Origin of the sequence: Virgibacillus sp. Bac332 (genome assembly GCF_003667785.1) — a bacterium.
In the GTDB taxonomy this organism is placed as follows: Bacteria; Bacillota; Bacilli; order Bacillales; family Amphibacillaceae; genus Virgibacillus; species Virgibacillus salarius.
Window position 1 is genome coordinate 4,091,985 of the sequence record NZ_CP033046.1, and the last position, 21,806, is coordinate 4,113,790.

Annotated in this window: 20 protein-coding genes, 2 pseudogenes and 1 riboswitch; of the genes and pseudogenes, 12 read left to right on the plus strand and 10 right to left on the minus strand. The window is 37.5% G+C overall.

The genetic code is table 11. From position 1 onward, the window contains the following. The first annotated feature begins 99 nt into the window (after positions 1–99). Positions 100–1,035 carry a 1,4-dihydroxy-2-naphthoate polyprenyltransferase gene (locus D9782_RS20040; RefSeq protein WP_121605564.1) on the plus strand — a complete coding sequence of 312 codons (936 nt, stop codon included), beginning with the start codon at positions 100–102 and terminating at the stop codon, positions 1,033–1,035. Positions 1,036–1,052: 17 nt separating this feature from the next. Further along, complete coding sequence (locus tag D9782_RS20045; protein ID WP_026681515.1) at positions 1,053–1,442, plus strand: hotdog fold thioesterase; 390 nt, start codon at positions 1,053–1,055, stop codon at positions 1,440–1,442. Between the two features lie 381 nt (positions 1,443–1,823). Here the strand turns inward: D9782_RS20045 and D9782_RS20050 are convergent, their stop codons facing one another. From D9782_RS20050 to D9782_RS20070, 4 genes and pseudogenes are all read right to left on the minus strand, one after another. Then, positions 1,824–2,411 carry an ECF transporter S component gene (locus D9782_RS20050; protein ID WP_205388750.1) on the minus strand — a complete coding sequence of 196 codons (588 nt, stop codon included), beginning with the start codon at positions 2,409–2,411 and terminating at the stop codon, positions 1,824–1,826. 162 nt (positions 2,412–2,573) lie between these two features. Continuing rightward, a riboswitch (FMN riboswitch) is annotated at positions 2,574–2,722 on the minus strand. Between the two features lie 131 nt (positions 2,723–2,853). Then, positions 2,854–3,099: pseudogene (locus D9782_RS20055) on the minus strand (transposase); the annotation flags it as partial. Between the two features lie 199 nt (positions 3,100–3,298). After that, positions 3,299–7,567 (minus strand): S8 family serine peptidase, encoded by a 4,269-nt coding sequence (locus D9782_RS20065; RefSeq protein ID WP_371414016.1) that lies wholly within the window; start codon positions 7,565–7,567, stop codon positions 3,299–3,301. Between the two features lie 654 nt (positions 7,568–8,221). Then, a complete protein-coding gene (locus tag D9782_RS20070; RefSeq protein ID WP_026681518.1) occupies positions 8,222–9,283 on the minus strand; it encodes a M20/M25/M40 family metallo-hydrolase in 1,062 nt (353 codons plus the stop codon). Between the two features lie 157 nt (positions 9,284–9,440). Here D9782_RS20070 and D9782_RS20075 point away from each other — a divergent pair, with 157 nt between their 5' ends. The 3 genes from D9782_RS20075 (at position 9,441) to D9782_RS20085 (ending at position 11,304) form a co-directional block, all read left to right on the plus strand. Next, positions 9,441–9,626 (plus strand): hypothetical protein, encoded by a 186-nt coding sequence (locus D9782_RS20075; protein WP_162986473.1) that lies wholly within the window; start codon positions 9,441–9,443, stop codon positions 9,624–9,626. Next, positions 9,604–10,170 (plus strand): thioredoxin family protein, encoded by a 567-nt coding sequence (locus tag D9782_RS20080; protein WP_121605566.1) that lies wholly within the window; start codon positions 9,604–9,606, stop codon positions 10,168–10,170. Before D9782_RS20075 ends, D9782_RS20080 begins: the two co-directional genes overlap by 23 nt. 129 nt (positions 10,171–10,299) lie before the next feature. Next, complete coding sequence (locus D9782_RS20085) at positions 10,300–11,304, plus strand: potassium channel family protein (protein ID WP_121605567.1); 1,005 nt, start codon at positions 10,300–10,302, stop codon at positions 11,302–11,304. Here the strand turns inward: D9782_RS20085 and D9782_RS20090 are convergent. Continuing rightward, on the minus strand, positions 11,284–11,694 hold the full coding sequence (locus D9782_RS20090; protein ID WP_026681522.1) for a YugN-like family protein: 411 nt from the start codon (positions 11,692–11,694) through the stop codon (positions 11,284–11,286). The two genes, D9782_RS20085 and D9782_RS20090, sit on opposite strands and share 21 nt — an antisense overlap. A 116-nt stretch (positions 11,695–11,810) precedes the next feature. Between D9782_RS20090 and yugI the strand changes: the two genes are divergently transcribed. Beyond that, the gene (yugI, locus tag D9782_RS20095; RefSeq protein WP_026681523.1) at positions 11,811–12,185 is read left to right on the plus strand and encodes a S1 domain-containing post-transcriptional regulator GSP13; all 375 of its coding nucleotides are present in this window, start codon (positions 11,811–11,813) and stop codon (positions 12,183–12,185) included. Positions 12,186–12,224: 39 nt separating this feature from the next. On the opposite strand, the gene D9782_RS20100 is transcribed toward yugI, so the two are convergent. Then, a complete protein-coding gene (locus tag D9782_RS20100; RefSeq protein ID WP_026681524.1) occupies positions 12,225–12,464 on the minus strand; it encodes a DUF378 domain-containing protein in 240 nt (79 codons plus the stop codon). A 143-nt stretch (positions 12,465–12,607) separates the two neighbouring features. On the opposite strand from D9782_RS20100, the pseudogene D9782_RS20105 reads away from it, so the two are divergent. Both D9782_RS20105 and D9782_RS20110 read left to right on the plus strand, forming a co-directional pair. Continuing rightward, positions 12,608–13,953 (plus strand): annotated as a pseudogene (locus tag D9782_RS20105) (glucose-6-phosphate isomerase). Between the two features lie 234 nt (positions 13,954–14,187). Beyond that, positions 14,188–15,357, plus strand: a complete 1,170-nt coding sequence (locus D9782_RS20110) for a MalY/PatB family protein (RefSeq protein ID WP_121605568.1) — start codon at positions 14,188–14,190, stop codon at positions 15,355–15,357. A 304-nt stretch (positions 15,358–15,661) separates the two neighbouring features. On the opposite strand, the gene D9782_RS20115 is transcribed toward D9782_RS20110, so the two are convergent. Together D9782_RS20115 and D9782_RS20120 are read right to left on the minus strand one after the other, a co-directional pair. After that, positions 15,662–16,231, minus strand: a complete 570-nt coding sequence (locus tag D9782_RS20115) for a superoxide dismutase family protein (RefSeq protein ID WP_121605569.1) — start codon at positions 16,229–16,231, stop codon at positions 15,662–15,664. Between the two features lie 473 nt (positions 16,232–16,704). Further along, positions 16,705–16,893 (minus strand): hypothetical protein, encoded by a 189-nt coding sequence (locus D9782_RS20120; RefSeq protein WP_371413974.1) that lies wholly within the window; start codon positions 16,891–16,893, stop codon positions 16,705–16,707. Between the two features lie 114 nt (positions 16,894–17,007). Here D9782_RS20120 and D9782_RS20125 point away from each other — a divergent pair, with 114 nt between their 5' ends. Continuing rightward, positions 17,008–17,394 carry a kinase-associated lipoprotein KapB gene (locus D9782_RS20125; RefSeq protein ID WP_026681529.1) on the plus strand — a complete coding sequence of 129 codons (387 nt, stop codon included), beginning with the start codon at positions 17,008–17,010 and terminating at the stop codon, positions 17,392–17,394. A gap of 439 nt (positions 17,395–17,833) precedes the next feature. On the opposite strand, the gene D9782_RS20130 is transcribed toward D9782_RS20125, so the two are convergent. Further along, positions 17,834–18,097, minus strand: coding sequence for a phosphocarrier protein HPr (locus D9782_RS20130; RefSeq protein ID WP_026681530.1), 264 nt, complete (start codon positions 18,095–18,097; stop codon positions 17,834–17,836). A gap of 308 nt (positions 18,098–18,405) precedes the next feature. On the opposite strand from D9782_RS20130, the gene deoD reads away from it, so the two are divergent. The 3 genes from deoD to D9782_RS20145 all read left to right on the plus strand — a co-directional run bounded on the left by deoD (position 18,406) and on the right by D9782_RS20145 (position 20,509). After that, the gene (gene deoD / locus D9782_RS20135; protein ID WP_026681531.1) at positions 18,406–19,113 is read left to right on the plus strand and encodes a purine-nucleoside phosphorylase; all 708 of its coding nucleotides are present in this window, start codon (positions 18,406–18,408) and stop codon (positions 19,111–19,113) included. 191 nt (positions 19,114–19,304) lie between these two features. Further along, positions 19,305–19,898: a biotin transporter BioY gene (locus tag D9782_RS20140; protein WP_026681532.1), complete on the plus strand. Its 594-nt coding sequence runs from the start codon at positions 19,305–19,307 to the stop codon at positions 19,896–19,898. A gap of 134 nt (positions 19,899–20,032) precedes the next feature. After that, on the plus strand, positions 20,033–20,509 hold the full coding sequence (locus D9782_RS20145; protein WP_026681533.1) for a divergent PAP2 family protein: 477 nt from the start codon (positions 20,033–20,035) through the stop codon (positions 20,507–20,509). A gap of 227 nt (positions 20,510–20,736) precedes the next feature. On the opposite strand, the gene D9782_RS20150 is transcribed toward D9782_RS20145, so the two are convergent. Continuing rightward, positions 20,737–21,435, minus strand: a complete 699-nt coding sequence (locus D9782_RS20150; protein WP_026681534.1) for a 3D domain-containing protein — start codon at positions 21,433–21,435, stop codon at positions 20,737–20,739. Positions 21,436–21,806: the final 371 nt, after the last annotated feature.

Consider the following 21,806-nt stretch of genomic DNA (forward strand, 5'->3'; position numbering starts at 1 on the left):
TCAACTGTTTCTCAAGAAAATCAAACCCAAACGTTGACACTATATAGCAATTTCCATATCATTAATATGATATTGGTACAAAAACAGGAGGAGCATACCATGCAATCATTAAATAAAGTTAATATAAAGGATGCAATGAATGAAAAGGATGGTTTTCAAGTATGGTGGCGTTTATTACGTCCTCATACACTGACAGCATCTTTCGTTCCAGTATTTGTTGGGTCTATGCTTGCTTTTCGAGAAGGCCATGTTAACATATTATTATTTATCGCAATGTTAATTGCCTCCATGCTAATTCAGGCGGCAACGAATATGTTCAACGAATATTATGATTATGCTAAAGGACTAGATACCGAGGATTCTGTTGGTATCGGGGGCACCATTGTTCGTGATGGAATAAATCCAAAAACTGTCCTCCGCTTAGCACTTGCTTTTTTTGGAATTGCCATCTTAATTGGTATCTATATAAGTATTCAATCTAGTTGGTGGATAGCTGCTATCGGTTTAATATGTATGGTATTTGGTTATTTATATACAGGTGGTCCTCTACCCATAGCTTATACACCACTTGGTGAGTTATTCTCCGGTTTCCTAATGGGTACGGTCATTATTGGAATTAGTTACTTTATCCAAACAAACACGATCACTGGTGAGGTACTAATTGCTTCCATTCCAATAGCATTGTTTATTGGCGCAATCATGCTATCTAATAATATTCGTGATCTAGATAATGATAAAGAAAATGGTCGGAAAACACTAGCTATACTTTTGGGAAGAAAAAATGCAGTCCGCTTTCTAGCATTGATGTTCATTGTAGCCTTCATAACGACTGCGACGCTTATTATAGCAGACATTTTCCCACTATGGTCTTTCATTACATTTATTGGAATTATTAAAGCAGTTGATGTCATTAACAAATTTAAAGGCAAGACAGAGCCAATTGAAATGATGCCAGCAATGGCAGCAACTGGTAAAACAAACTCCATTTACGGAATTTTACTTGGGATATCTTTAGTTATTAGTATGTACATTTAATAAGGGGATATTATACTATGGACCATACGTTACTGAAAACATTAGGAATGGAAATTGAGACATTGACGAAGAATAAAGTAGTAGTCACGATGCCGGTTGATGAACGTACACATCAGCCAGCTGGATACTTACATGGTGGTGCTAGTGCTGCACTTGCTGAGACCGCTGCTAGCATTGGGGCTACATTACACGCAGATATGGAGCAAGAATCTATTTTCGGCATTGAAATTAATGCGAATCATATCAAAAGTAAGCGAACCGGTATAGTAACAGCTACTGCCATCCCTCTTCATGCAGGAAAATCAACAATGGTTTGGGATATTAAGATTACTGATGAGCAAGGCTCACTCATATGCATTTCTAGATGCACAATCGGTATTGTTTCAAAAAGACAAAAAAAGCAATAAAGAAAATTTTCCTTTGCGCAAGTATCGATAAGCAACTTTAAGCTATTGCTATTTCGCCTAGAATCGATGGTGTATTCTCCCTTTTGAAGTTGGTGTACGAAGCTAAAATTGTTAATCCAAAGCCCGAACGATAAAAATAAATGTGCATACGAGCACAGCCAAATTACGTAGACTCCTTGAAAAAGAATGTTTCTACTAGTACGATGGAACGCTTCCGAAGCCTTCCTTTGAATACCCTTGCTTTCAGCTAACGCCTACGACGACCTTCACCGTTCGGGACTTTAACCCTAGAGCGTGCGCACATGCCTGGCACACCAAAAGGAGTATAGAAAAACGAGCGTTTTTCTATACTCCTACGGCGTTACATAATCGCCCTTTTTTCTATGAAGCAATATGGACTTGTTTTTGTTCAATCCAGCTTTTTAATTTAATAAATAACGGGATAAATAACGCTCCAACGATGATACCCTTTATTACATTAAATGGAAGAACATATGCGTAAACGGAGAACCATTTAACGGAATTTGACATATCCTCCCAGCCCATAAACCAGCTGTAAGCAGGTAGAATGATGAAATAATTTAACAAACTCATTCCCAGAGCCATTATGATCGTTCCCGTTACTAGTCCAGAAACAACACTTTTGACTCCTTTATATTTATGATATAAGAGGGATACTGGAATGACGAACATAATCCCGGCCATAAAATTTGCAATAACTCCTACCGGATCTGTACCACCACTTATAGCTAAATAAAGAATATTCTTAATCGCTACAACAATAACCCCAGCTAATGGTGAAAAAATAAGGGAAGCCATTAATGCCGGGACATCACTGAAATCTACTTTTAAATAGCCTGGCAACAAAGGCAATGGGAAATTCAGGAAAAATAAGAGCAAAGATATGGTACCTAAAAGTGATAAAATAATAAGTTTTAATAGCTTTGATGATTGCATGTTACGTTTCATCGTTTTCCTCCTTCATCAATTATCGATTCCTATCTCGTGATGAAGGATATGAGCCTAACAGTTAGCAAATGAAAAACCCTAAAGCGCGGCCTAACCGGGGCTTTAGGGTACCATAAATTCATTAGGAAAAAGCAGTGCGAACTAACGCACCTTTTCTTGGCTCGACATCTTCTCCCATCCAGACTGTAACTGTCGGTTCTGGACTTACACCAGATCAGCCACAGCAAAATGCCTGCTGTGGGTCACGGACTTAAAGCAATTAACTGCTTCTTACCGTCGGTCGGGAATTTCACCCTGCCCCGAAGATGGAATCGATATTATGTTGTACCGTTATTTTAACCTATCTTTATTCGTATTGCAATATCTATGTTTACCTACTCAATCGATAAGTTTTCAATCAAATTAAGTATAGACTTTAGCGGAAAAGCAATAATCAGCTAAACTATAGAATGAACAAAAGCGCAAGCATCCGATTAGAAACGTAGCGACTGGAGCGAATCAACGGTGATAATACTATTTCAATAGGCGAACCGCCAGTCGTCAACAAACAAAAACTTCTTGACCAAAACATTTCTTTCCATAACTTTTTACGGACATGAAGAAAATCCATCTTGCTAAGTCTTGAACTGGCACTTTTATAGGCATTGATGAATTTCGATCATTCACTGTTGGGTTGTGCTTTGAACAAAAAAGGAAAAAAAGCCTTTGGGCTGTCACCCAACCGAAATTCATCTCCCCCTTACCGTTGGGCTACGCCCTTCACACGCTTGAAGTTGGAGACTTCTTTCGGAAGTACGTTAAAATTTCCTAGACTACAAAAAAATCACTCCGCCCCAGTAATAATGGAGCGAAGTGATTTATACATGCTAAGAAATTATGAAGGATGCTTATTCTTCGACATTGATGAATAATTTACCTTCAGCTTGCTCACGAGTTTCATTGCCATAGTCATCTTCGACCTTTACTTCTATTACTGCCCCTTCAGCAACAACATTGCTAGTTGCAGTCCAATAACCTACATAATGTCCATCTGATGTTTCCATCATTGGAAGCTCCGTAGCGTTCATAACCGTATTGGTCAATGGCATATGAATAAAGTACGTCGCTCTAAGCCCGGGTTCACTATCAAATTCAAATTTCACCGTCTCACCTGCTTCAAGTGTAACATCTTCCTCAGGAGTCAGATTCTCAATTTCTGGTGCAGTGAAATCTACATCAATAGTAACAGATTCAGTGGACGTATTGCCTGCTAAATCATGAGCAATTACTTCAATTTCATTTTCTCCGTTTTCTAAAAGTATTCGTTTAGAATACATGCCATCTTCAACAGCCGCTTCTTGCCCATTCACTTCCACGAAATCTAGGTTGGTATCAGAAACTGAACCTTCTACAGTTACGGTTTCACGATTAGATTTCTCTCCATCCTTAGGGCTGTCTATCGTTAATTCAGGAGACTCTGTATCCAACGTTACAGTTACAGGATCAGATTCACCTGTTGGAGTACCATCAAGTAATGATACAGCAGTTAATTCATTCGCTCCTTCCATCAATTCTACCGGAATAGCAAATGAACCATCATCACCAATTTCAGCAGTACCGGCTTCTTCTCCATTATTCATTAATTGAACGGTCGTTGTTGGTGAAGCAGTACCTTCAACAGTCAATTCCGTTTCGTTTGTAATCATATCTTCAGCTGGAGAAGTAATGACAGGTTCCTCCACCTCATAGTTTACACGAGCGCGAATCATGTAATTTCCTTCATTAGCAGGAGATTTAGACCAAGCCCCTCCTACTAATTGGTAGCTGCGTTCAGCATTAGGACTGCTTTCATCTGTAGCTAGACCTGGAGCACCTGTATTTGGAGCAGTTTGGATATATACCATATAGAAATCACCATCTACAGTAATTCCATGCTCAGAAAGATCAACTACCGTCCATGCATCTTTATCGCGATTTGCCTCTGCGTCAAATGGTCCAGCAAGTTTTTCACCCGGAGCACCGTCTGGTCCTGAAGCATCCCAAACTTCTACTTGGAATGCAGTTCCACCAGGGTTAGGGAACTCTTCATCCCAGAATTTGAATACACCAGAATCAACTACCCCAGCTTCTTCTCCTTCAGGAAGAGACATTTTCACTGCCCAACCATTGAAAGCATCATAAAATGCACGAGCATTTTCTGGTGTACCATCATCATATGCTATTTCTCCACCAGGAACCGTATAGAATGGTTCTAACTCGACATCTGCTGTCGTATCGCTATCCGCTAGAGAAACTTCAACTTCCGTACCATGATAACCGCTAGACACTACTTTTAGTGTATATGTTCCTTCATAAGCTGTAAGCGAATAGTTACCGTTTTCATCAGTTGTCACAGGTTCAACATTTGCATCCTCAACTAATAGAAGAGAAGCCCCTGAGATTGGCTCGCCTGTTTGCTGATCAGTTACCGTACCGCTAACTGTGTATTGATCAACTTCTTCTAGCGTAAAATCAGCTTCAGCAGCACCATCAGCTTCAATGGTTACGGATTGTTCTGCTGATTCAAACCCGTATGCTTCTGCTTTTACCGTATATTCTCCTGCGGCATGAAGTAATGAGTAACTACCTGTTGCAGGGTCCGTAGTCACCGAACGACCACTTTCTAGGACACTAACCTGTGCACTCATAGGAAGTAGTGTTGGGCTGACTGCCTCTTTATCTACTAATGGTTCTTTCTTTGGCTTTACTGGCTGAATTTTTGCAGGATAAACTTTTTCTTTTAGCGTATCCTTTGTATCCGTTTTAATAACACCTAAAGCAGCGTTATCGAAACCAACTACCCCTATATAGCCTCGATCCTTTGCCAAAGATGCACTTTCACCATTAGAAGTATCTGCTAGTGTTACGTCATCAATATACCAGCCATCTCTAGTGACACTCCCATCTGTGTCAAGATTAAAGCCAATATATACACGCTGTCCACTATATTCAGACAAGTCTACTTCTACGCTTTCCCAACCATCTGAGGTATTCGTTATTTCCGTTAATTGTGTCCAATCTTCTTGGTCAGTTGATATAAACACATGACCGTAATCCCAATTGTTTTCAATATTGTACCATTGATTGAATTGCAAGTATGCATTTCCTTCTGGTAAATCAATTGGTGGCATAACCAGTGTAGTGTTTGTGTTACTATCATACTCACCTGCTAAATTTGTAGCATATACGTTTTCTCCTGAAGCTGCACTCTCTGGTCCAGAAGTTGGAACACCACGCTCCCAGCTGTTATTTTCACCAAACACTGTCCAGCCAGCCGATGCTGATTCAAAATCGTCAGAGAAACCAACTGAGACTCCAGATAATAAAGTAACCTCATACGTATCACTGGTTACTTCATTGTTACCAAAATCATTAATTGTCCAAGTATACGTTAGAGATTCACCATCTATTTGCTCTCCAGGAATCGTTACTTGGTATTCTCCTTCTTTATAATCTCCTGAAACACGTTCCGCTTCGACAGTTTGTGTTTCACCATCTTGATCTGTATACGATAGATTTACACTGTTTACACTTATGTTGTCCGATACTTGAATGGACAAATTCAAATCCATTCCAGTATAAGATTCACTAGGACCTTCATGTTCGAAGACGGGAGCTTCTGTATCCTCTCCTGCCTTAGTAACCTGTCCCTCAAGTGTTCCTAACCCTGTAACAAGTGAAGAAATGGCATCATATGCATTTACAAGCCCATGACCATAACCATTATTCGGTACCTCTGTAAAGTTGTCATCTGTTAATGGCGTAGCCGTTGTTGTAAGAATTTCTTCAATTTCATCAACAGTTAGGCTAGCATCTGCTTGCTTTAATAATGCAACTACAGCAGATACTGCTGGACCAGCCATTGATGTTCCATTCCATCCACCTTCATAGCCACCACCAGGTACACTGGAACGAATATTAACACCAGGTGCTGAAATTTCAGGTTTAATTTCATCATAAGGAGATGGTCCCTGAAGAGAAAACCCTGCTAATACATCATTAACATCTGTTGCACCAGTTGCAAATGATTCCGGATAATTTGCTGGCACAGCTACAGAACCTGGTCCACCTGGATTTCCAAGCGATGTGTTACCCGCTGAAAATTCAGGGAATATTTCTGCTGCTCTCCAAGCAATAACCACATCACGGTACCACTCGTCTAAGCCAGGTCCACCACCCCAAGAATTATTTACGACATCTGGAGCCATTGACGCATCTCCACCAGGAGCAAGCATCCATTCAGCTGCAGCTATCAGCCATGTATCATAGCCACTACCTGCTGCATTTAATCCTTTGGCTGAAATCCATTTTGCACCAGGTGCTACACCAACTTGGTTCGAACCATCAGGTTCACTTCCAACCATTGTCCCGGTAACATGTGTTCCATGTCCATGGTCGTCATATGCTTCTTCTTCATCTGCAGTCGCATCGAAAAAGCTATAGGTATGATCAACTTCACCGGTATCATTATTATAGCCACGATATTTTTCCTGTAATGCTGGGTGATCCCATTGTGCACCACTATCAATACTAGCTACTACTGTACCAGTTCCATCAAAGCCCATCTCCCAAACAGACGGCGCTCCAACACGATCCACATTCCACTCAATATTGGTTAATTCCGATTCGATTTTTCCAGCCTCTTTATCAATTGTCACATCATAAAGTTCGCGTTCTTCATTTGGTAATATTTTTTCTACCTCTGCAAACGTCGCTAGCTTTTCTGCTATTTCTTTTGTAGCAGTTACCGCCATTCCATTTACAATATGGTAGGATTTGAAGCTCTCAATATTACCTTTTGCCTCTTGCTCCTCCAGAAAAGCTTTTACATTTGCTTGTGATTCTAGTGCAGTAGTCTTTAATTCGGATATTACAGCTGAGCGCTGCATATGCTCCGCCTTTTGTCCTGACAAGCTTGCTTTTGCTGCATCAGATCTTGCATTTTTTGCGACCTTCATGACATCTGCTTTTTCATTAAATTTTACCAGGAAGGTTACTTTGTCGTCGTCTTTAAATGCTTTTACTAATCGATCACTCACTTTTGCCTCGGCTATCTTATTAGAATCATGGGCAGACTGATGAAGCTTACCGCTTGATTCCGCGCTGGCTATTCCTGGTGTAATTAACGAAAATGTCATTAATACCGTTGCTGCAATACTTAGTGCTTTAGATTGACGTCGTCTTCTTTTAGCCTTCACAGCTATTCCTCCCCTCAATTTTTGACACATTCTGATGCAGACAAGAACCAACAAATTAAAAACACCTTCTGCCTCCCCCCTTGAAAATTTGGTTCTCAACTGACAGTGGTGCCTCCAGAAAAATCTAAGTTGTTACAGCAAGTATAGTAGATTAACTAGATAAAATAATGTCGAATCAAGTCGAACAAAAGCTGAATTTTCAAAATTGATAGATTAGTAATATTTTTTCATCAACTTTTCATAGGTATTAATTCGTATGTTTCACCTACTAAAACTTCATAAAAAACCCCTCATTCCTTATAAGATAAGGAATGAGGGGTTACTTTCCATTACTTTACAGCCTAGAAAACAGTTAACTGCTTCACTAAAATGAAGCTATTTACCTAGGCATATCCCTATTTTAACATTGATGTTTTCTTCATTACAGAAAACATACTACTATATTACTTTATTTTGTAATATTCCATAGATAATAATTCTTATTTTTTGATACATTCTTAATGTTCGCACAATAATTCGGCCTATAGAATGAAATATTGTTAACTTTGCGTTATAATGCAGAAACCATACGTACTTACTGATAGCTACATATCTTTAATCTTCATCTAATGGGTTTAAACTTTCATTTCCAGTTAGAGAAGCAATCATCGTAACTAATAATTCAATTTCTTGTTCCATATCTTTCAAGCTAGACGTTTCTACAGGGGAGTGCATATAGCGTAAAGGTAACGACACTAAAGACACAGGAACCCCTTTACCGGTTAATCTCATTTTATCTGCATCTGTACCTGTCATTCTTGGTGTAAGCTCATATTGTACATTTATCTTTAACTGCTTCGCGGCTCTTTCTAACCATTGATTTATTTTCCTATTAATCGGCGCCCCTTTAGCAAGAACTGGTCCACCCTCTAGTCGGACATCACCATATTTATTTTTATTCACTCCTGGATAATCTGTAGCAAAAGTAACATCACAAGCGATTGCCATATCTGGTGCAACTCCCGCAGCTGCAAAATAGGCTCCGCCCATATTTGTCTCTTCATTAACCGTACTTGCTGCATAGACACCAACCTCACAGCCTCGTTCCTTTAACCCTTTTAAAACCTCAGCCACTATAAATGCGCCCGTTCGATTATCAAGTCCTCGGCCAGAAACGTATCTATCACTTAAAATCTCTGGTTTTGTATTGTAAACAACTAAATCTCCTATTTGGATATGTTGTTCAGCCTCTTCCTTCGTTTTGTACCCACAATCAATAAATAAATCTTCCAAGCTGAAATCATTCTTTAATCCACCGTGATGCTGAGCATTTACACCGATTACACCCGTAATCGTTTGCTGATAGCCTAAAACAGTAACTTTCATTCCAACAGCCGCTTTTGGATTAATGCCTCCCATTTGATCAAAATGTAAAAACCCTTGATCATCAATGCGGTTAATCACAAGTGCAATTTCATCACAATGACCTGCAAGTAATACTTTAAAAGGTGCATCTGGATTTAGTACACCAATCGCGTTTCCAGCATGATCCGTTCTAATTTCGTCAGCAAATTCTTTTACATACTGTATCCACTTTTTTTGTATTTCCATTTCACTACTTGATGGTGATGGTGTTTGTAATAAATTTAATAAAAAATCTTGGTTTGCTAATACCACTCTATTTTCCTCCTTATTCGATAACTTGATGATGTACTACTATTATGATAGCAAAAAATTCGATGAAGAGCACTTTTGTTTACGCGTATAATAACTATGTGTACACTTTAATAAAGTGAAACTTCAATCTGTGGGGATTTTGTGTATCCCACACGGATTGGTAGTACCAAAAGGGTATGACCTAAAGGCCCTAGAACCAATAGGACATTTACGGGCAATTGATCCCTTACTTAACAATATTGGTTTTACTGTATTGCTTGATGTGGGGGGCTTACTGCCAGTTATATGGGGGATAAAAAGATTTGAAGGAGAGAAAATCGATGGACTTAAATCAATGGTATAATATTGGTATTTCACCTGACACATATATTGAAACAATGGAACAGCATCAAGAAAACTTATTACATATTTATGATCATTTCTCCTTACCAGCTGATGAGGAGTTTTTTGCAAGCGTAAAAAAGAAAAATTTACGTGTAATTGTTTTAACGGAAGACTGGTGTGGCGATGCTATGTTGAACATCCCTATTTTATTACATATTGCGGAAGTAGCCCAAATTGATGTTCGTTTATTACATCGAGATAAAAACCTGGAACTGATGGATGAATACTTAACCAACGGTAAATCTCGCTCCATCCCCATCTTCATTTTTATCGACAAAAATGGCAATGAAGTTGCCAAATGGGGGCCGAGAGCGTCAGCAATTCAATCCTTTGTAGAAAAATCTCGAAGCGAATTACCTAGCAAAGAGTCTACAGATTATAAAGTAAAATTTGATGAAATGATCCTCTTTATGACAAAGTCTTATCGAAACCGTACTTCTTTTTGGACTGATGTATACCAAAGTTTAAAAGAAACACTGCAAAAAATAGAAGTTAATCAGTGATTCAGTTAACATAGCTGTGTTAATCCGTTGTCCTATTGGAGATTATAATTAGCGAAGCCTGTCCATAATGGAGAGTATAAGAGTAAAAAACTACGTTGAATCGTGTATTTTTGGGGACAGGTGACCGTTATGAGCATTCGAATTTTTAAACAAATCTACTTCAGACTGCCTATTTTTATTAGACTACTTGTAGTTATATTTTTGCTTATGTTTCTTTTTGGTGGCCTAATCCATATCGTAGAGCCAACGCAATTCCCAAGCATATTTGATGGCGTATGGTGGGCATTTGTAACTGGAGCCACGGTGGGTTACGGAGACTTTGTACCGTTAACCGCAACCGGAAAGATCGTTGCAATTTGTTTAATCTTGACTGGCGGTGGGTTAATTGCTTTCTATATAACCTCTTTATCTGCTGCAACAATTCAACACGAAAAGGACCTTGCACAAGGTAAACTCCCTTTTAAAGGTAGTAACCATTTAATTTTAATCGGATGGAACGAGAGGACCAGACAATTAATTGAAATTATTTCAACATCTTCCGTGCATATCCGCATGGTTCTAATTGATACAACCTTGGACCATGTTTCTTTTCCAGATTATCCGGTACACTTTATACAAGGTGATCCTTCAGAGGACCGTATATTAGAAAAGGCAAATATAAAACTAGCAGAACGTGTATTAATTACTGCAGATATCACTAAAAAGGAAAGGGATGCAGATAATCATTCTATCCTTACAGCCGTTGCTATTAGAGGAAATAACGCTAAAATTCCGATCATAGTGGAAATACTTTCTTCTATACAAATAGACAATGCACATCGTGCCGGCGCAACAACCATTTTAAGATCTAATGATTTCACCAGTGCTCTTTTTTACCATGAGTTATCTAGAGAAACCAAGGCGAGACCATTTGAGGATATTTATCATATCTTAACAACTCAACAATTTCATCATGCTACATTACCAGAAGAATTGGAGAATGTATCCTTTGGAGAGGCAGCCGCCATTCATCGGAAGAGCCAACAGATTTTATTAGGTATTATTCGAAATAGCACCTATTATATCAATCCAACATCAAAATTTATCCTAAAAAAAGACGATGTACTCATCGGACTAATCCCTTGGAATGATTAAGTCCTCAACTCTTTTCATTAGTTCTTTACCAGTAGTTATATACGCTTCTGGAACTTCAGCGTCAGGATCTGTTGGAGCTTGAAACTGATTAAATGTGCCTTGAAAAGCTCCTGCAGATCCGCTTTCATCGTAGCCTTTCTGATATTGATGTGCTAATAAAAACGGTTTTTCCAATCGGACAGTAACACCTGGGTAATCTAAGGAACCTTGCACTGCATAAAATGGTATTCGCAAAAAATAGTAAGTTCCTTGATCATCTATTTTTAAATCAAAAAATCCTTTCTCATAATCCCAATTTGAACCAATTACAAATCCTTCAGGCTTTAACAATTCCTCAAGTACAAATAAAGAATAAATTTTGTTTTCCAATTTTGATTCTAGTGGTACCAATATAAATCACCCTTTCATCAGCGTTATCTTTAATATGTTTTGCCACATGTTAATTATTATGCTAAAATATTTTATTGTGTAAAATGAATCGAATAATGGTATAGGAGTTGTTCAGCATGACAAACAAATTTGAGAATGGTCAAATTTTAGATGGAAAAGTTACAGGAATTCAACCATATGGTGCTTTTGTGGCACTTGATGACGAGGTTCAAGGTCTTGTTCACATATCTGAAGTTACACATGGATATGTAAAAGATATTAATGAGCACTTATCTATCGGTGATGAAGTAAAGGTAAAGGTTTTACAAGTTGATGAAGAAAAAAACAAGGTTTCATTGTCTATCCGCGCAACAGAGGAAGCTCCAAAGAAGCAAGCGAAGCCTCAGAAGGTACAAGCAAAACATACAGATAATGATTCTGCAGGTTTTAATACACTAAAAGATAAGCTTGAAGAATGGATCAAGCAATCAGAAGGTAATTATAGTAAATAATGATAAGGCAAACTCAAACGTACGAGTTTGCCTTATTATTTAACTGTCAGCCCTCCCAGGCTCACGTTGATCTGCAAATGCTTCATCCGTTTTAAATAATAAAGGTAGCAATACTAGGCCGCTTATACCTACCAATGTATAAATCACACGCGCGAAAGCAGCACTTTGCTCACCACCAAAGATAGCTGCTACTAAATCAAATTGAAATAAACCAATTAAGCCCCAGTTAATTGCACCAATGATTGTAATTGCTAAAGCGGTACGTTGTAATCCATTCATCATTTACCCTCCTTTTCTCTTTTATTCACCTTAGCTTATGCATCTTATAAAAATCTATACAGTGTCTTTCTTGATTTCATAACATCACTTGGGTAAAGTAAGTTATGTACAGGTTTGAAAGTGCTGATGAAGGAGGAAATAAGATGACACATGTAACATTTAATTACAAGAAGGCTTTTGCTTTTTTTAATGAACAGGAAATAGATAATCTAGAAGGTGCCGTAAATGCTGCACATCATGCCATACATGAAAAAACGGGTGCAGGAAACGACTTTCTCGGTTGGGTTAATTTACCTGAAACGTATGATAAGCAAGAATTTGCTCGAATTAAAGCAAGTGCTAAAAAAATCCGCGAAGATTCAGATGTATTATTAGTCATTGGGATTGGTGGCTCTTACTTAGGTGCTCGAGCTGCACTTGAAATGCTTAATCATTCTTTTCAAAGCTACTTATCGAAGCAAGAAATCGATGCGCCGCATATTATCTTCGTTGGGCATCATATGAGTTCAACCTATATTCATGAATTAATGGATGTTTTAAGGGATAAGGATTTCTCTATCAATGTAATTTCCAAGAGTGGAACAACAACAGAACCAGCCATTGCTTTTCGGATTTTCAAAAAATATTAGAAGAAAAATATGGTGAGGAAGCTGCAAAAGACAGAATTTATGCTACAACGGATAAAGAGAAGGGTGCTTTAAAAACTTCCGCTGATCAAGCTGGTTATGAGACCTTCGTGATCCCTGATGCCGTTGGTGGTCGTTACTCCGTTTTGACAGCCGTTGGTTTGCTTCCTATTGCTGTTAGCGGCATTTCTATTGATGACATGATGAACGGTGCTCATGCAGCCATGAACGATTTAGCAGAACCATCAATCAAGAATAATCCTAGTTATCAATATGCAGCAGTTCGTAACATTCTATACAACAAAGGAAAAACGACAGAAATGCTTATTAACTACGAGCCAAACCTTCATTATTTTGCTGAATGGTGGAAGCAGCTTTTTGGAGAAAGTGAAGGAAAAGATAATAAAGGGATATATCCATCTTCTGCAAATTTCTCTACCGATTTGCATTCACTTGGTCAGTATGTACAGGAAGGTCGTCGTAATTTATTCGAAACAGTATTACACGTAAATGAGTCCAAATATGATATTACGGTAGAAGCGGAAGAAGATAATTTAGATGGCCTGAATTATTTAGCAAGTAAAACGATTCATGAAATAAATGACAAAGCCTTTCAAGGCACATTATTAGCACACACTGATGGCAATGTACCTAACTTAATTGTAGAGATACCAAAGCTCGATGCATATACATTTGGTTATTTGGTTTACTTTTTTGAAAAGGCGTGTGCCATAAGTGGCTATCTACTTGGTGTTAATCCATTTGATCAGCCTGGAGTTGAGGCTTACAAAAGAAATATGTTTGCCCTACTAGGAAAACCTGGCTACGAAGATGAAAAAGAACAGTTAGAATCAAGATTATAGTGCTTTCCAAAAAACTTACCAATTTAGGTTTAAATTTCTATTTAACAGGGTATACTATCAAATGTAAGACTTTCTCGTATTCCCCCTGTAAGCAAAGCGATATCGCTTTGCTTTTTTTATGGATAAATCTTCGTTTACTCCCCTGTTAAAAAGGCATATTTCTTTAGTTTAATTATAAGAAGTATAGTGAAAGAAATGTTATACTATAAAAAATAAATAGCTAGGAGGTCACAAATGGGAATATTTGATTTGCAACATAATAGAAAGAATACACGTTCGGTTAAATGGGATATGCTTAAACCAATGTTTCAAACAGAAGATGTATTACCAATGTGGGTAGCAGATATGGACTTTAAAGCTCCTGAACAAGTAAATCAAGCTTTAATTGAACGAGCACAGCATGGTATATACGGCTATACGGTGATTGATGATGAAGTCAAGAATTCTATACTTAAATGGTTATCACAAAGACATCAATGGAATATCAAACAGCAATGGCTATCATTTAGTCCTGGTGTTGTTACAAGCCTACATATGGCAGTACAAGCTTTTACAGAGCCTGGAGATAAAATTATTATACAAACTCCTGTGTATACGCCTTTTTATAAGGTAATAGAAAGTCACCAAAGAGAGATTGTGAAGAACCCACTCATCTATAAAAACAATTATTATCAAATTGATTTTGCTGACTTTGAAGAGAAACTAAAACAAGGAGTTAAAGCGTTTATTCTTTGCTCCCCGCACAATCCAGTAGGACGAGTTTGGAAAAAAGATGAATTAACTGAGCTAGCTCGTTTATGTATGAAGCACAATGTTCTAATTATTTCTGATGAAATTCATGGAGATCTTACATTCCCTGGTGAAGTGCATATACCGATTGCGTCACTTTCTGAGGAAGTCGCCGAACAAACCATAACTTGTATGTCCCCATCCAAAACATTTAATCTTGCTGGTTTACAAGCATCTTATGTCGTGACTTCTAATAAAGAAAAAAGGGAATTACTAGATGCTCAATTTGCTAAGCAAGGTGTTAATATGCTTAATACAATGGGAAATACTGCATTAGAGGCAGCTTATACACATGGTGAAAGTTGGCTTGACGAGCTTCGGCATCTTTTAAAAAATCACCAAACGTATGTAAAGGAGATGTTTGAAGAACATACACCAGAATTAAAAGTTATCGATTCTGAAGGAACCTACTTATTATGGATTGACTGTAGTGCGTTAAAGCTAGATCATAAAGAACTCAAATCGTTTATGATAAAAAAAGCAAGGGTAGGCTTAAATACGGGAGTTGATTATGGACAAGAAGGCGATACTTTCATGCGCATTAATATCGCTTGCCCTCGAGCAACCCTCGAAGAAGGAGTGCAGCGAATCATTTCTGCAGTTAAAAATAGATAATTAATGAGTTTGTGCTAAACAGAGAATTTGCAAGTCGAATGGTCATCCTATTGTAAACTGAAGTATGGTAATCCTTTCCACAGGTCCAGCTAACACGCTAACTTAGAAGCTGCTTAGCAGTGCCGCTCTTCGGACATTTGCGGATCTGCAGAAGTCATCCATATTGCCTCTGCTAGATTTACACTATTTTCGCCATTCCTTTCGCTTAGATACGTCACCATATAAATGAATATTCCGAACTGTAATCCGGTTATAACCGTATACGGATTACGGTTCGGAGTTTCTTTATCTTTTGTCTCGTCCTCTATTCTTCCTGTTTTTCATTATATTGCGTAGGATCTGTTGGAGATTCTTCTTGTTTTTCGTTTTTAGTTAATGTACCGCATATAATTCTTTCGCCTGAATTACCACCAGGTTGGCTCATTCCATCATCTTCTCCTTCTGTAACAATGACAGCTGTCCCATCCCCTCTTGTCAGAGAATTTTTCCCATCCAACAATGTTGCTTCCGGAAGCATAAGATCTGCATCAACCAAACCTCCTGAATCTGCCTCAATATTTGGCAAATCTCCTAAATGAGCACCCTCTGGATGCATGAGTCCATGCTCTTTTCCCTCTGGATTAAAATGATTTCCTGCTGATTTAAAATCCGGGCCTTCACACTTAGCGTATTCATGCATATGAATACCATGGAATCCTGAAGCTAAACCCTCAAGCTTTACTTTAAGATTCACGCCACCTGACTGTTCATTAAAAGTAATAGTTCCGAGCATATCTCCAGAAGCATTATACATATCAACACTTTTACTCTTTTCATCTTTCGGTTGGCAGCCTGTTATTAAAAGCATAATTAGAATAAAGGATAACCAGCGCATACGTTTGTCTCCTTTTAACTGATTTGCCCTTTATTCTTTACCTATTTTAGAAAATCTAATCGTTGTGTAGGGATAAAGTGATACTTCAATCAGTGGGAGTTTGATTTATCCTCCACTGATTGTTAGTATCACAAGGCTAGGACCTAAAGGTCTTTGAATCAATCGGACATTTACTGCCATTCGTCCCCTTCTTATCCATATTGGTTTCTCTTTATTGCTTAGTGGGATTCTTACTGCTAGTTATATGCGGGAAGACAAAATCGCAAGTGCCCGATTAGAAATGTAGCGACTGGAACGACAACGAAGATAAAGGAATCACGGAGCTTGCGAACCGATGATGATTTATCCGTAGGGCTATTCGTGAACTGGCCTAGTTCCTGAAGGCTCTGGACGCGGCTCAACAGGCCCATATATATCCACAGGCTCAAATTTTATAATTTCGTAGACTATGAAAAAAGAAGATTTAGTACACATTATTCATTATTTTTATCGTTTAATTGCTCATTATATTGCTCATTAAATTTTTTCTCATCATTTTTAGATTTTTTATAGAACAAATACATTACAATACTAGCAGCAATTAAAAAGATGACTAAAGTGATTACAGCTGGGATATATTCTGATTTATCCTCTGGGAAATAGAGAAATGGCATCATTTTCATTCACTTCCTTCTTTGCTATTATAGCAAATTCCACTATATAACTAAATGAGTGATCTATTTTGTTCGCTAAACGGATACATTTTTGGCACAATAATAGTAAGGAGGACGATAAATATGCCAGAAGTTCAACTAGGGGAAACAGTTAAAGCCCATTATCGCTCAGGAACATATATCGGTAAAGTAATGGACGATAAAGGAGATCGCTATGTTGTAGAGGTCCTTGCTGTTAAGAAGCATCCAATGCAAGGAGATTTGCACAATCCGAATCAAACCGAAGGGGTTTTCTTCCATGAAAGAAAAGCCCTTGCACATCATGAAAAAATGAATGTAAAAAAACCAGCTGTACATTCATATCCAGATCCTATACCTAACTACATAGTATCATTAAAAGAAGCTGTAGAAACGTATCGAGCAAAGCTGCTTAAAGACGATACTGCATATCATAGAGCAGCACTGGAGTGTTTAAATAGGTTAGAAGAACAGTATTATGACAAAATATAGAAGAGGTCCAAGCCCACTTTCACGCTATAAAGATTTACTACACCCAAGCCTGATTAGCTAATTCATTACTATCAGCAGTGCTAGAGGCAGCATCTTTTCACTATATGTAAAAAAGGCTGGGACAAAACACAACTTCTTTACCCAAAATACGAATAATCATATTATCAATAAGAGCATCATCGCCGCACCGTGAAAATATACGCGCTTTTCGCGGGCACGGCCTCAGCTAACTTGGTAAAGAAAAACACGTTACCAAGTGGATTTTCGGACTCGTGCTGTTCCCACCGGAGTCTCGCTTATTTTAGGTGCTAAATGAATGATTCTAATCAAAAAACAAACGATAATTAATTTCAATTAATTATCGTTCGTTTTTTATTGTTTCTTCATTCTTTTGTCTCAGCCTTATGATAAAGGACATTTAACAAATAACTTTAAATTATTATTCACCTAAATGCTCTTTAATTACTTCCTCTACACCCTTAAGCGCTTCTTCCTCATCAGTTCCTGTAGTGGTAATTTTAATCTCTGCACCTTTAGGAATTCCTAAGGACATAACACCCATTATTGATTTTAGATTTACTGTCTTCTCATTGTATGAGATTTCTACTTCTGACTCGAACTGACCTGCTTTATTTACCAGAAGTGTAGCTGGACGTGCGTGAACTCCTGTATCCGCTGTAATTGTAAAATTTTGTTCTTTCATCCTCATTCATCCTTCCAAAGATATTATCTTTTTATGTACATACAGTACATTGGTTTTTCATATGTTATTAAGTGAAAAACTGAACTAATAATATTATATACAATAATAAGCATTTTTGAAACAGATAAGCTACAGTTTTTTATGTATCGACAAAGATTTAACAACTTCTGCTTCTATTTTCAATCATGATACGATAGTTTATACCTATTATTTGTCAGAAAGGATGAATTATAGAACTATTTGTCTTTCCTAATAGCTTATGATAACGTTATTTTGAAAGTATTCCATTTATACTAGGAGGAATTAACATGAGTGTACATATAGGTGCAAAGCAAGGAGAAATTGCTGACAAAATATTATTACCAGGTGATCCCCTTCGTGCCAAATATATCGCAGAAACTTTTTTAGAACATCCAACACAATATAATAGCGTTCGCGGTATGTATGGATTTACAGGAACATATAAAGGAGAAAGGGTATCGGTTCAAGGAACCGGAATGGGAGTTCCTTCCATCTCTATATATGTGAATGAATTAATCCAGAGCTATGATGTAAACAAACTAATCCGCGTAGGTACTTGTGGAGCAATACAAAAAGATGTCAAGGTTAGAGATGTTATTCTTGCTCAAGGATCTACCACTGATTCACAAATGAATCGCATGACCTTCGGTGGTATAGACTACGCTCCACTTGCTGACTTCCATTTATTAAAAAATGCATATGATGCTGGAATAGAAAAAGGATTAAACTTGCGAGTAGGTAATGTCTTTACAAGTGACACGTTCTACCGTGATAACGCAAAAGAAATCAATGAAAAGCTTGCTGCTTATAAAGTGCTTGCAATTGAGATGGAAACAACTGCATTATATACCTTAGCAGCAAAGTATGATCGCCAAGCTCTTTCCGTTCTTACAGTTTCTGATCATATATTAACTGGTGAAGAGACGACCTCCGAAGAAAGACAAACAACCTTCAATGACATGATGGAAATTGCATTAGAGACAGCGATTAAATAGCATAACATAGAAGGTGGGAGCCTACACCCACCTCTTTTATTCCCCTCTCTACTTTTCTTCCTTAAAGAAATTATCTAACATAGAAATAGTTTATCTAGCATTTAACAGCCACAATTTTTGTTAACCCAAAAAAAACGAGGTTGACAAAAACCCATTCTCCAATTACTATCATATACAGAGAGGATGAGATTATGAAAGGATTACGAACAATTGATCTTACATATGGAGCCGTATTTGTTGTTTTAATGGCTATAGGTGCAAATATTACGGTTTGGTTTCCTATGCTGGCAGTTCCAATCGGCGGGACAAGCGTGCCTTTATCCTTACAGACATTCTTCGCCATATTAGCCGGATTAATGTTAGGTAGAAAGCTAGGAACTCTTTCTGTTCTAGTGTATATACTTGTCGGATTTGCTGGTGTTCCCGTATTTGCTGGATTGTCAGCGGGACCTACAGCATTATTAACTCCAACTGGTGGATTTATCATATCTTTTATTTTTGTAGCCTATTTTACTGGATGGATGGTCGATAAACGGAAAGAAAGCTCTCTTTTTTATTACTTACTTGCTGCACTCGTTGGAACCATCATTAATTACGGTATAGGTGTATCATATATGTATGTCGCCTTAAATACGTGGTTAGCGGCTCCTATAACTTATCCATTAGCTTGGGCTTCGATGATTCCATTCTTGATTAAGGATATCGCCTTTGCTGGTTTAACTGCTTTATTTATGGTCAGAATTGCAACACGTATTCCAGCAGTTCGCCAAGCCAAAATTGGATAAATACTAAATTTATAAAATAATTCTTTGGTGCGCCTGATTACTAGCCATTCATGTGATAATATAGCATTAGATACCATGCATATTGTCATCTAACAAGGGATAAACTTTCCTTTAGAAAGGATGTTTAGACGACCATGGAATTATTTCATAATTACCCATTGTTTGCTGCTCTAACTGCAATAATTTTTGCTCAAGTTGTTAAAATTCCCATTTCGCTTATCGTTACAAGAGAATTTAAACCGGATTTAGCTTTTAGTACTGGAGGAATGCCAAGCAGTCATTCAGCTGCTGTAGCTGCATTAACAACAGGTGTAGGTATTGTAGAAGGAGTTTCCTCTACCATGTTTGCTATCTCATGTGTATTTAGTGTGATCATCATGTTTGATGCTACTGGTGTTAGAAGACAGGCCGGGGAGCAAGCCATCGTGTTAAATCAATTAATTAAAGATTTCCAGCTATTTATTGATGGAGCAAAAGATTGGACAAATAAAAAGCAATTTGAAAAACGCCAAGAACTAAAGGAATTATTAGGTCATCAGCCGATCGAAGTATTTTTTGGCGGATTAACAGGTGTAGCGATTGCATTCATTTTAAATGCATTGCTAAATTAATTCATGCTGGAGCAATAGTATTTTAGTTTAAGCAAAAGCCGAACTATCATTCGAAATATTTGGTACTGATCTCTTGAAATTAGATTACTCTAACTTCAGGGAGCGGTACCATCAGAACTCTTCGAATCTGTTCGGCTTTTTTGCTTTTAAACTATTTATTGGAAAAGCACTATTAGCTGATAAAATACATAAACTTCTGTTGACCTATTTTAACTAATTATACTTTTTTAACTATCCGTTATTTCCTGCCTAAATACTTGTAAAGCTTGATTCTCATTTAATTCATCCAATTTCTTTTCCGAAAGCTTACCATTACCTTTTTCAATCACGTATACATCAAGTTTCTTTTTCCCCCACTGACTGTATACGTCCTCGACCGTATTATAATAAAGGTCAATTTTATTCCCATTAATAGCACTGCCCTTATCAGCAACAACTCCAAATCCATAATCAGGAATAAATAAGATAGTGCCGATAGGATATACATTAAGATCTGCTGCTATCGTAGAGTACAAATCTCTTTTTACCTTGACCCCAGAATAAGTAATCCCATATTCCGGATGATCTGGTGTCTTTCCTGTTGACTCAATTCCAGCAGTATATCCTGTTGCAACAACATTTGCGCTTGGATACTGTTCAAAATTAATTACATCAGCTAATGTCTCTGCACCTTCAATTTCCTCACTAGAAATATAGCGCTTCTTCTCCTTTAGATGATTCAATGATTTCCCTTGTAATACCGTATGCCTAAGGGAAGAATCAGACGCCTTTGCTTCCTTAATCATATGAACAGCAGGTGATTTCAGCTTGGACCACACCTCTACTTCTGCAAAAGATACATTGGTTATGGACGAAATAGTAGTAAGAAACGCTACGATTGCTAAGATTACTAAACTTGTTCTACGAATAAAACTTTTGACATTCATAAATAACACCTCTCTGGTAGTGAACCTTTGTACAGTCTATAGAAAGTTCCAGTAAATCAAGCTCTTCCCTGACTCAGGACAGATAGTTGATATGGACAAAACTCCCAACAAAGGTTTCCTTTTTCCTACCAGTTCAGCATTTCCAATTAATCAAAAAATATACAAAACCACATAAAATTTTTTAGATAAATATGAAAACTTTAAATTTATAATCGTAATGTTTGTTTATTTATAAACGAACTAAAATCTTAATACCAGTTATGCATGTATAGTAACTAGAGAATTATTCCTTTCAAAAAAACAATCCGAACTACTTTCCGAAAATAAATATACTCGGATTATAGTCCGGATTTACTGATCATAAATCCACT

What these genes read in the sequence shown, in the direction of transcription:
- D9782_RS20040 (WP_121605564.1), top strand. Translation starts at nt 100, where the DNA reads ATGCAATCATTAAATAAAGTTAATATAAAGGATGCAATGAATGAAAAG.
- D9782_RS20045 (WP_026681515.1), top strand. Translation starts at nt 1,053, where the DNA reads ATGGACCATACGTTACTGAAAACATTAGGAATGGAAATTGAGACATTG.
- D9782_RS20050 (WP_205388750.1), bottom strand. Translation starts at nt 2,411, where the DNA reads ATGAAACGTAACATGCAATCATCAAAGCTATTAAAACTTATTATTTTA.
- D9782_RS20065 (WP_371414016.1), bottom strand. Translation starts at nt 7,567, where the DNA reads ATGACATTTTCGTTAATTACACCAGGAATAGCCAGCGCGGAATCAAGC.
- D9782_RS20080 (WP_121605566.1), top strand. Translation starts at nt 9,604, where the DNA reads ATGGACTTAAATCAATGGTATAATATTGGTATTTCACCTGACACATAT.
- D9782_RS20085 (WP_121605567.1), top strand. Translation starts at nt 10,300, where the DNA reads ATGAGCATTCGAATTTTTAAACAAATCTACTTCAGACTGCCTATTTTT.
- yugI (WP_026681523.1), top strand. Translation starts at nt 11,811, where the DNA reads ATGACAAACAAATTTGAGAATGGTCAAATTTTAGATGGAAAAGTTACA.
- D9782_RS20100 (WP_026681524.1), bottom strand. Translation starts at nt 12,464, where the DNA reads ATGAATGGATTACAACGTACCGCTTTAGCAATTACAATCATTGGTGCA.
- D9782_RS20110 (WP_121605568.1), top strand. Translation starts at nt 14,188, where the DNA reads ATGGGAATATTTGATTTGCAACATAATAGAAAGAATACACGTTCGGTT.
- D9782_RS20115 (WP_121605569.1), bottom strand. Translation starts at nt 16,231, where the DNA reads ATGCGCTGGTTATCCTTTATTCTAATTATGCTTTTAATAACAGGCTGC.
- D9782_RS20120 (WP_371413974.1), bottom strand. Translation starts at nt 16,893, where the DNA reads ATGAAAATGATGCCATTTCTCTATTTCCCAGAGGATAAATCAGAATAT.
- D9782_RS20125 (WP_026681529.1), top strand. Translation starts at nt 17,008, where the DNA reads ATGCCAGAAGTTCAACTAGGGGAAACAGTTAAAGCCCATTATCGCTCA.
- D9782_RS20130 (WP_026681530.1), bottom strand. Translation starts at nt 18,097, where the DNA reads ATGAAAGAACAAAATTTTACAATTACAGCGGATACAGGAGTTCACGCA.
- deoD (WP_026681531.1), top strand. Translation starts at nt 18,406, where the DNA reads ATGAGTGTACATATAGGTGCAAAGCAAGGAGAAATTGCTGACAAAATA.
- D9782_RS20140 (WP_026681532.1), top strand. Translation starts at nt 19,305, where the DNA reads ATGAAAGGATTACGAACAATTGATCTTACATATGGAGCCGTATTTGTT.
- D9782_RS20145 (WP_026681533.1), top strand. Translation starts at nt 20,033, where the DNA reads ATGGAATTATTTCATAATTACCCATTGTTTGCTGCTCTAACTGCAATA.
- D9782_RS20150 (WP_026681534.1), bottom strand. Translation starts at nt 21,435, where the DNA reads ATGAATGTCAAAAGTTTTATTCGTAGAACAAGTTTAGTAATCTTAGCA.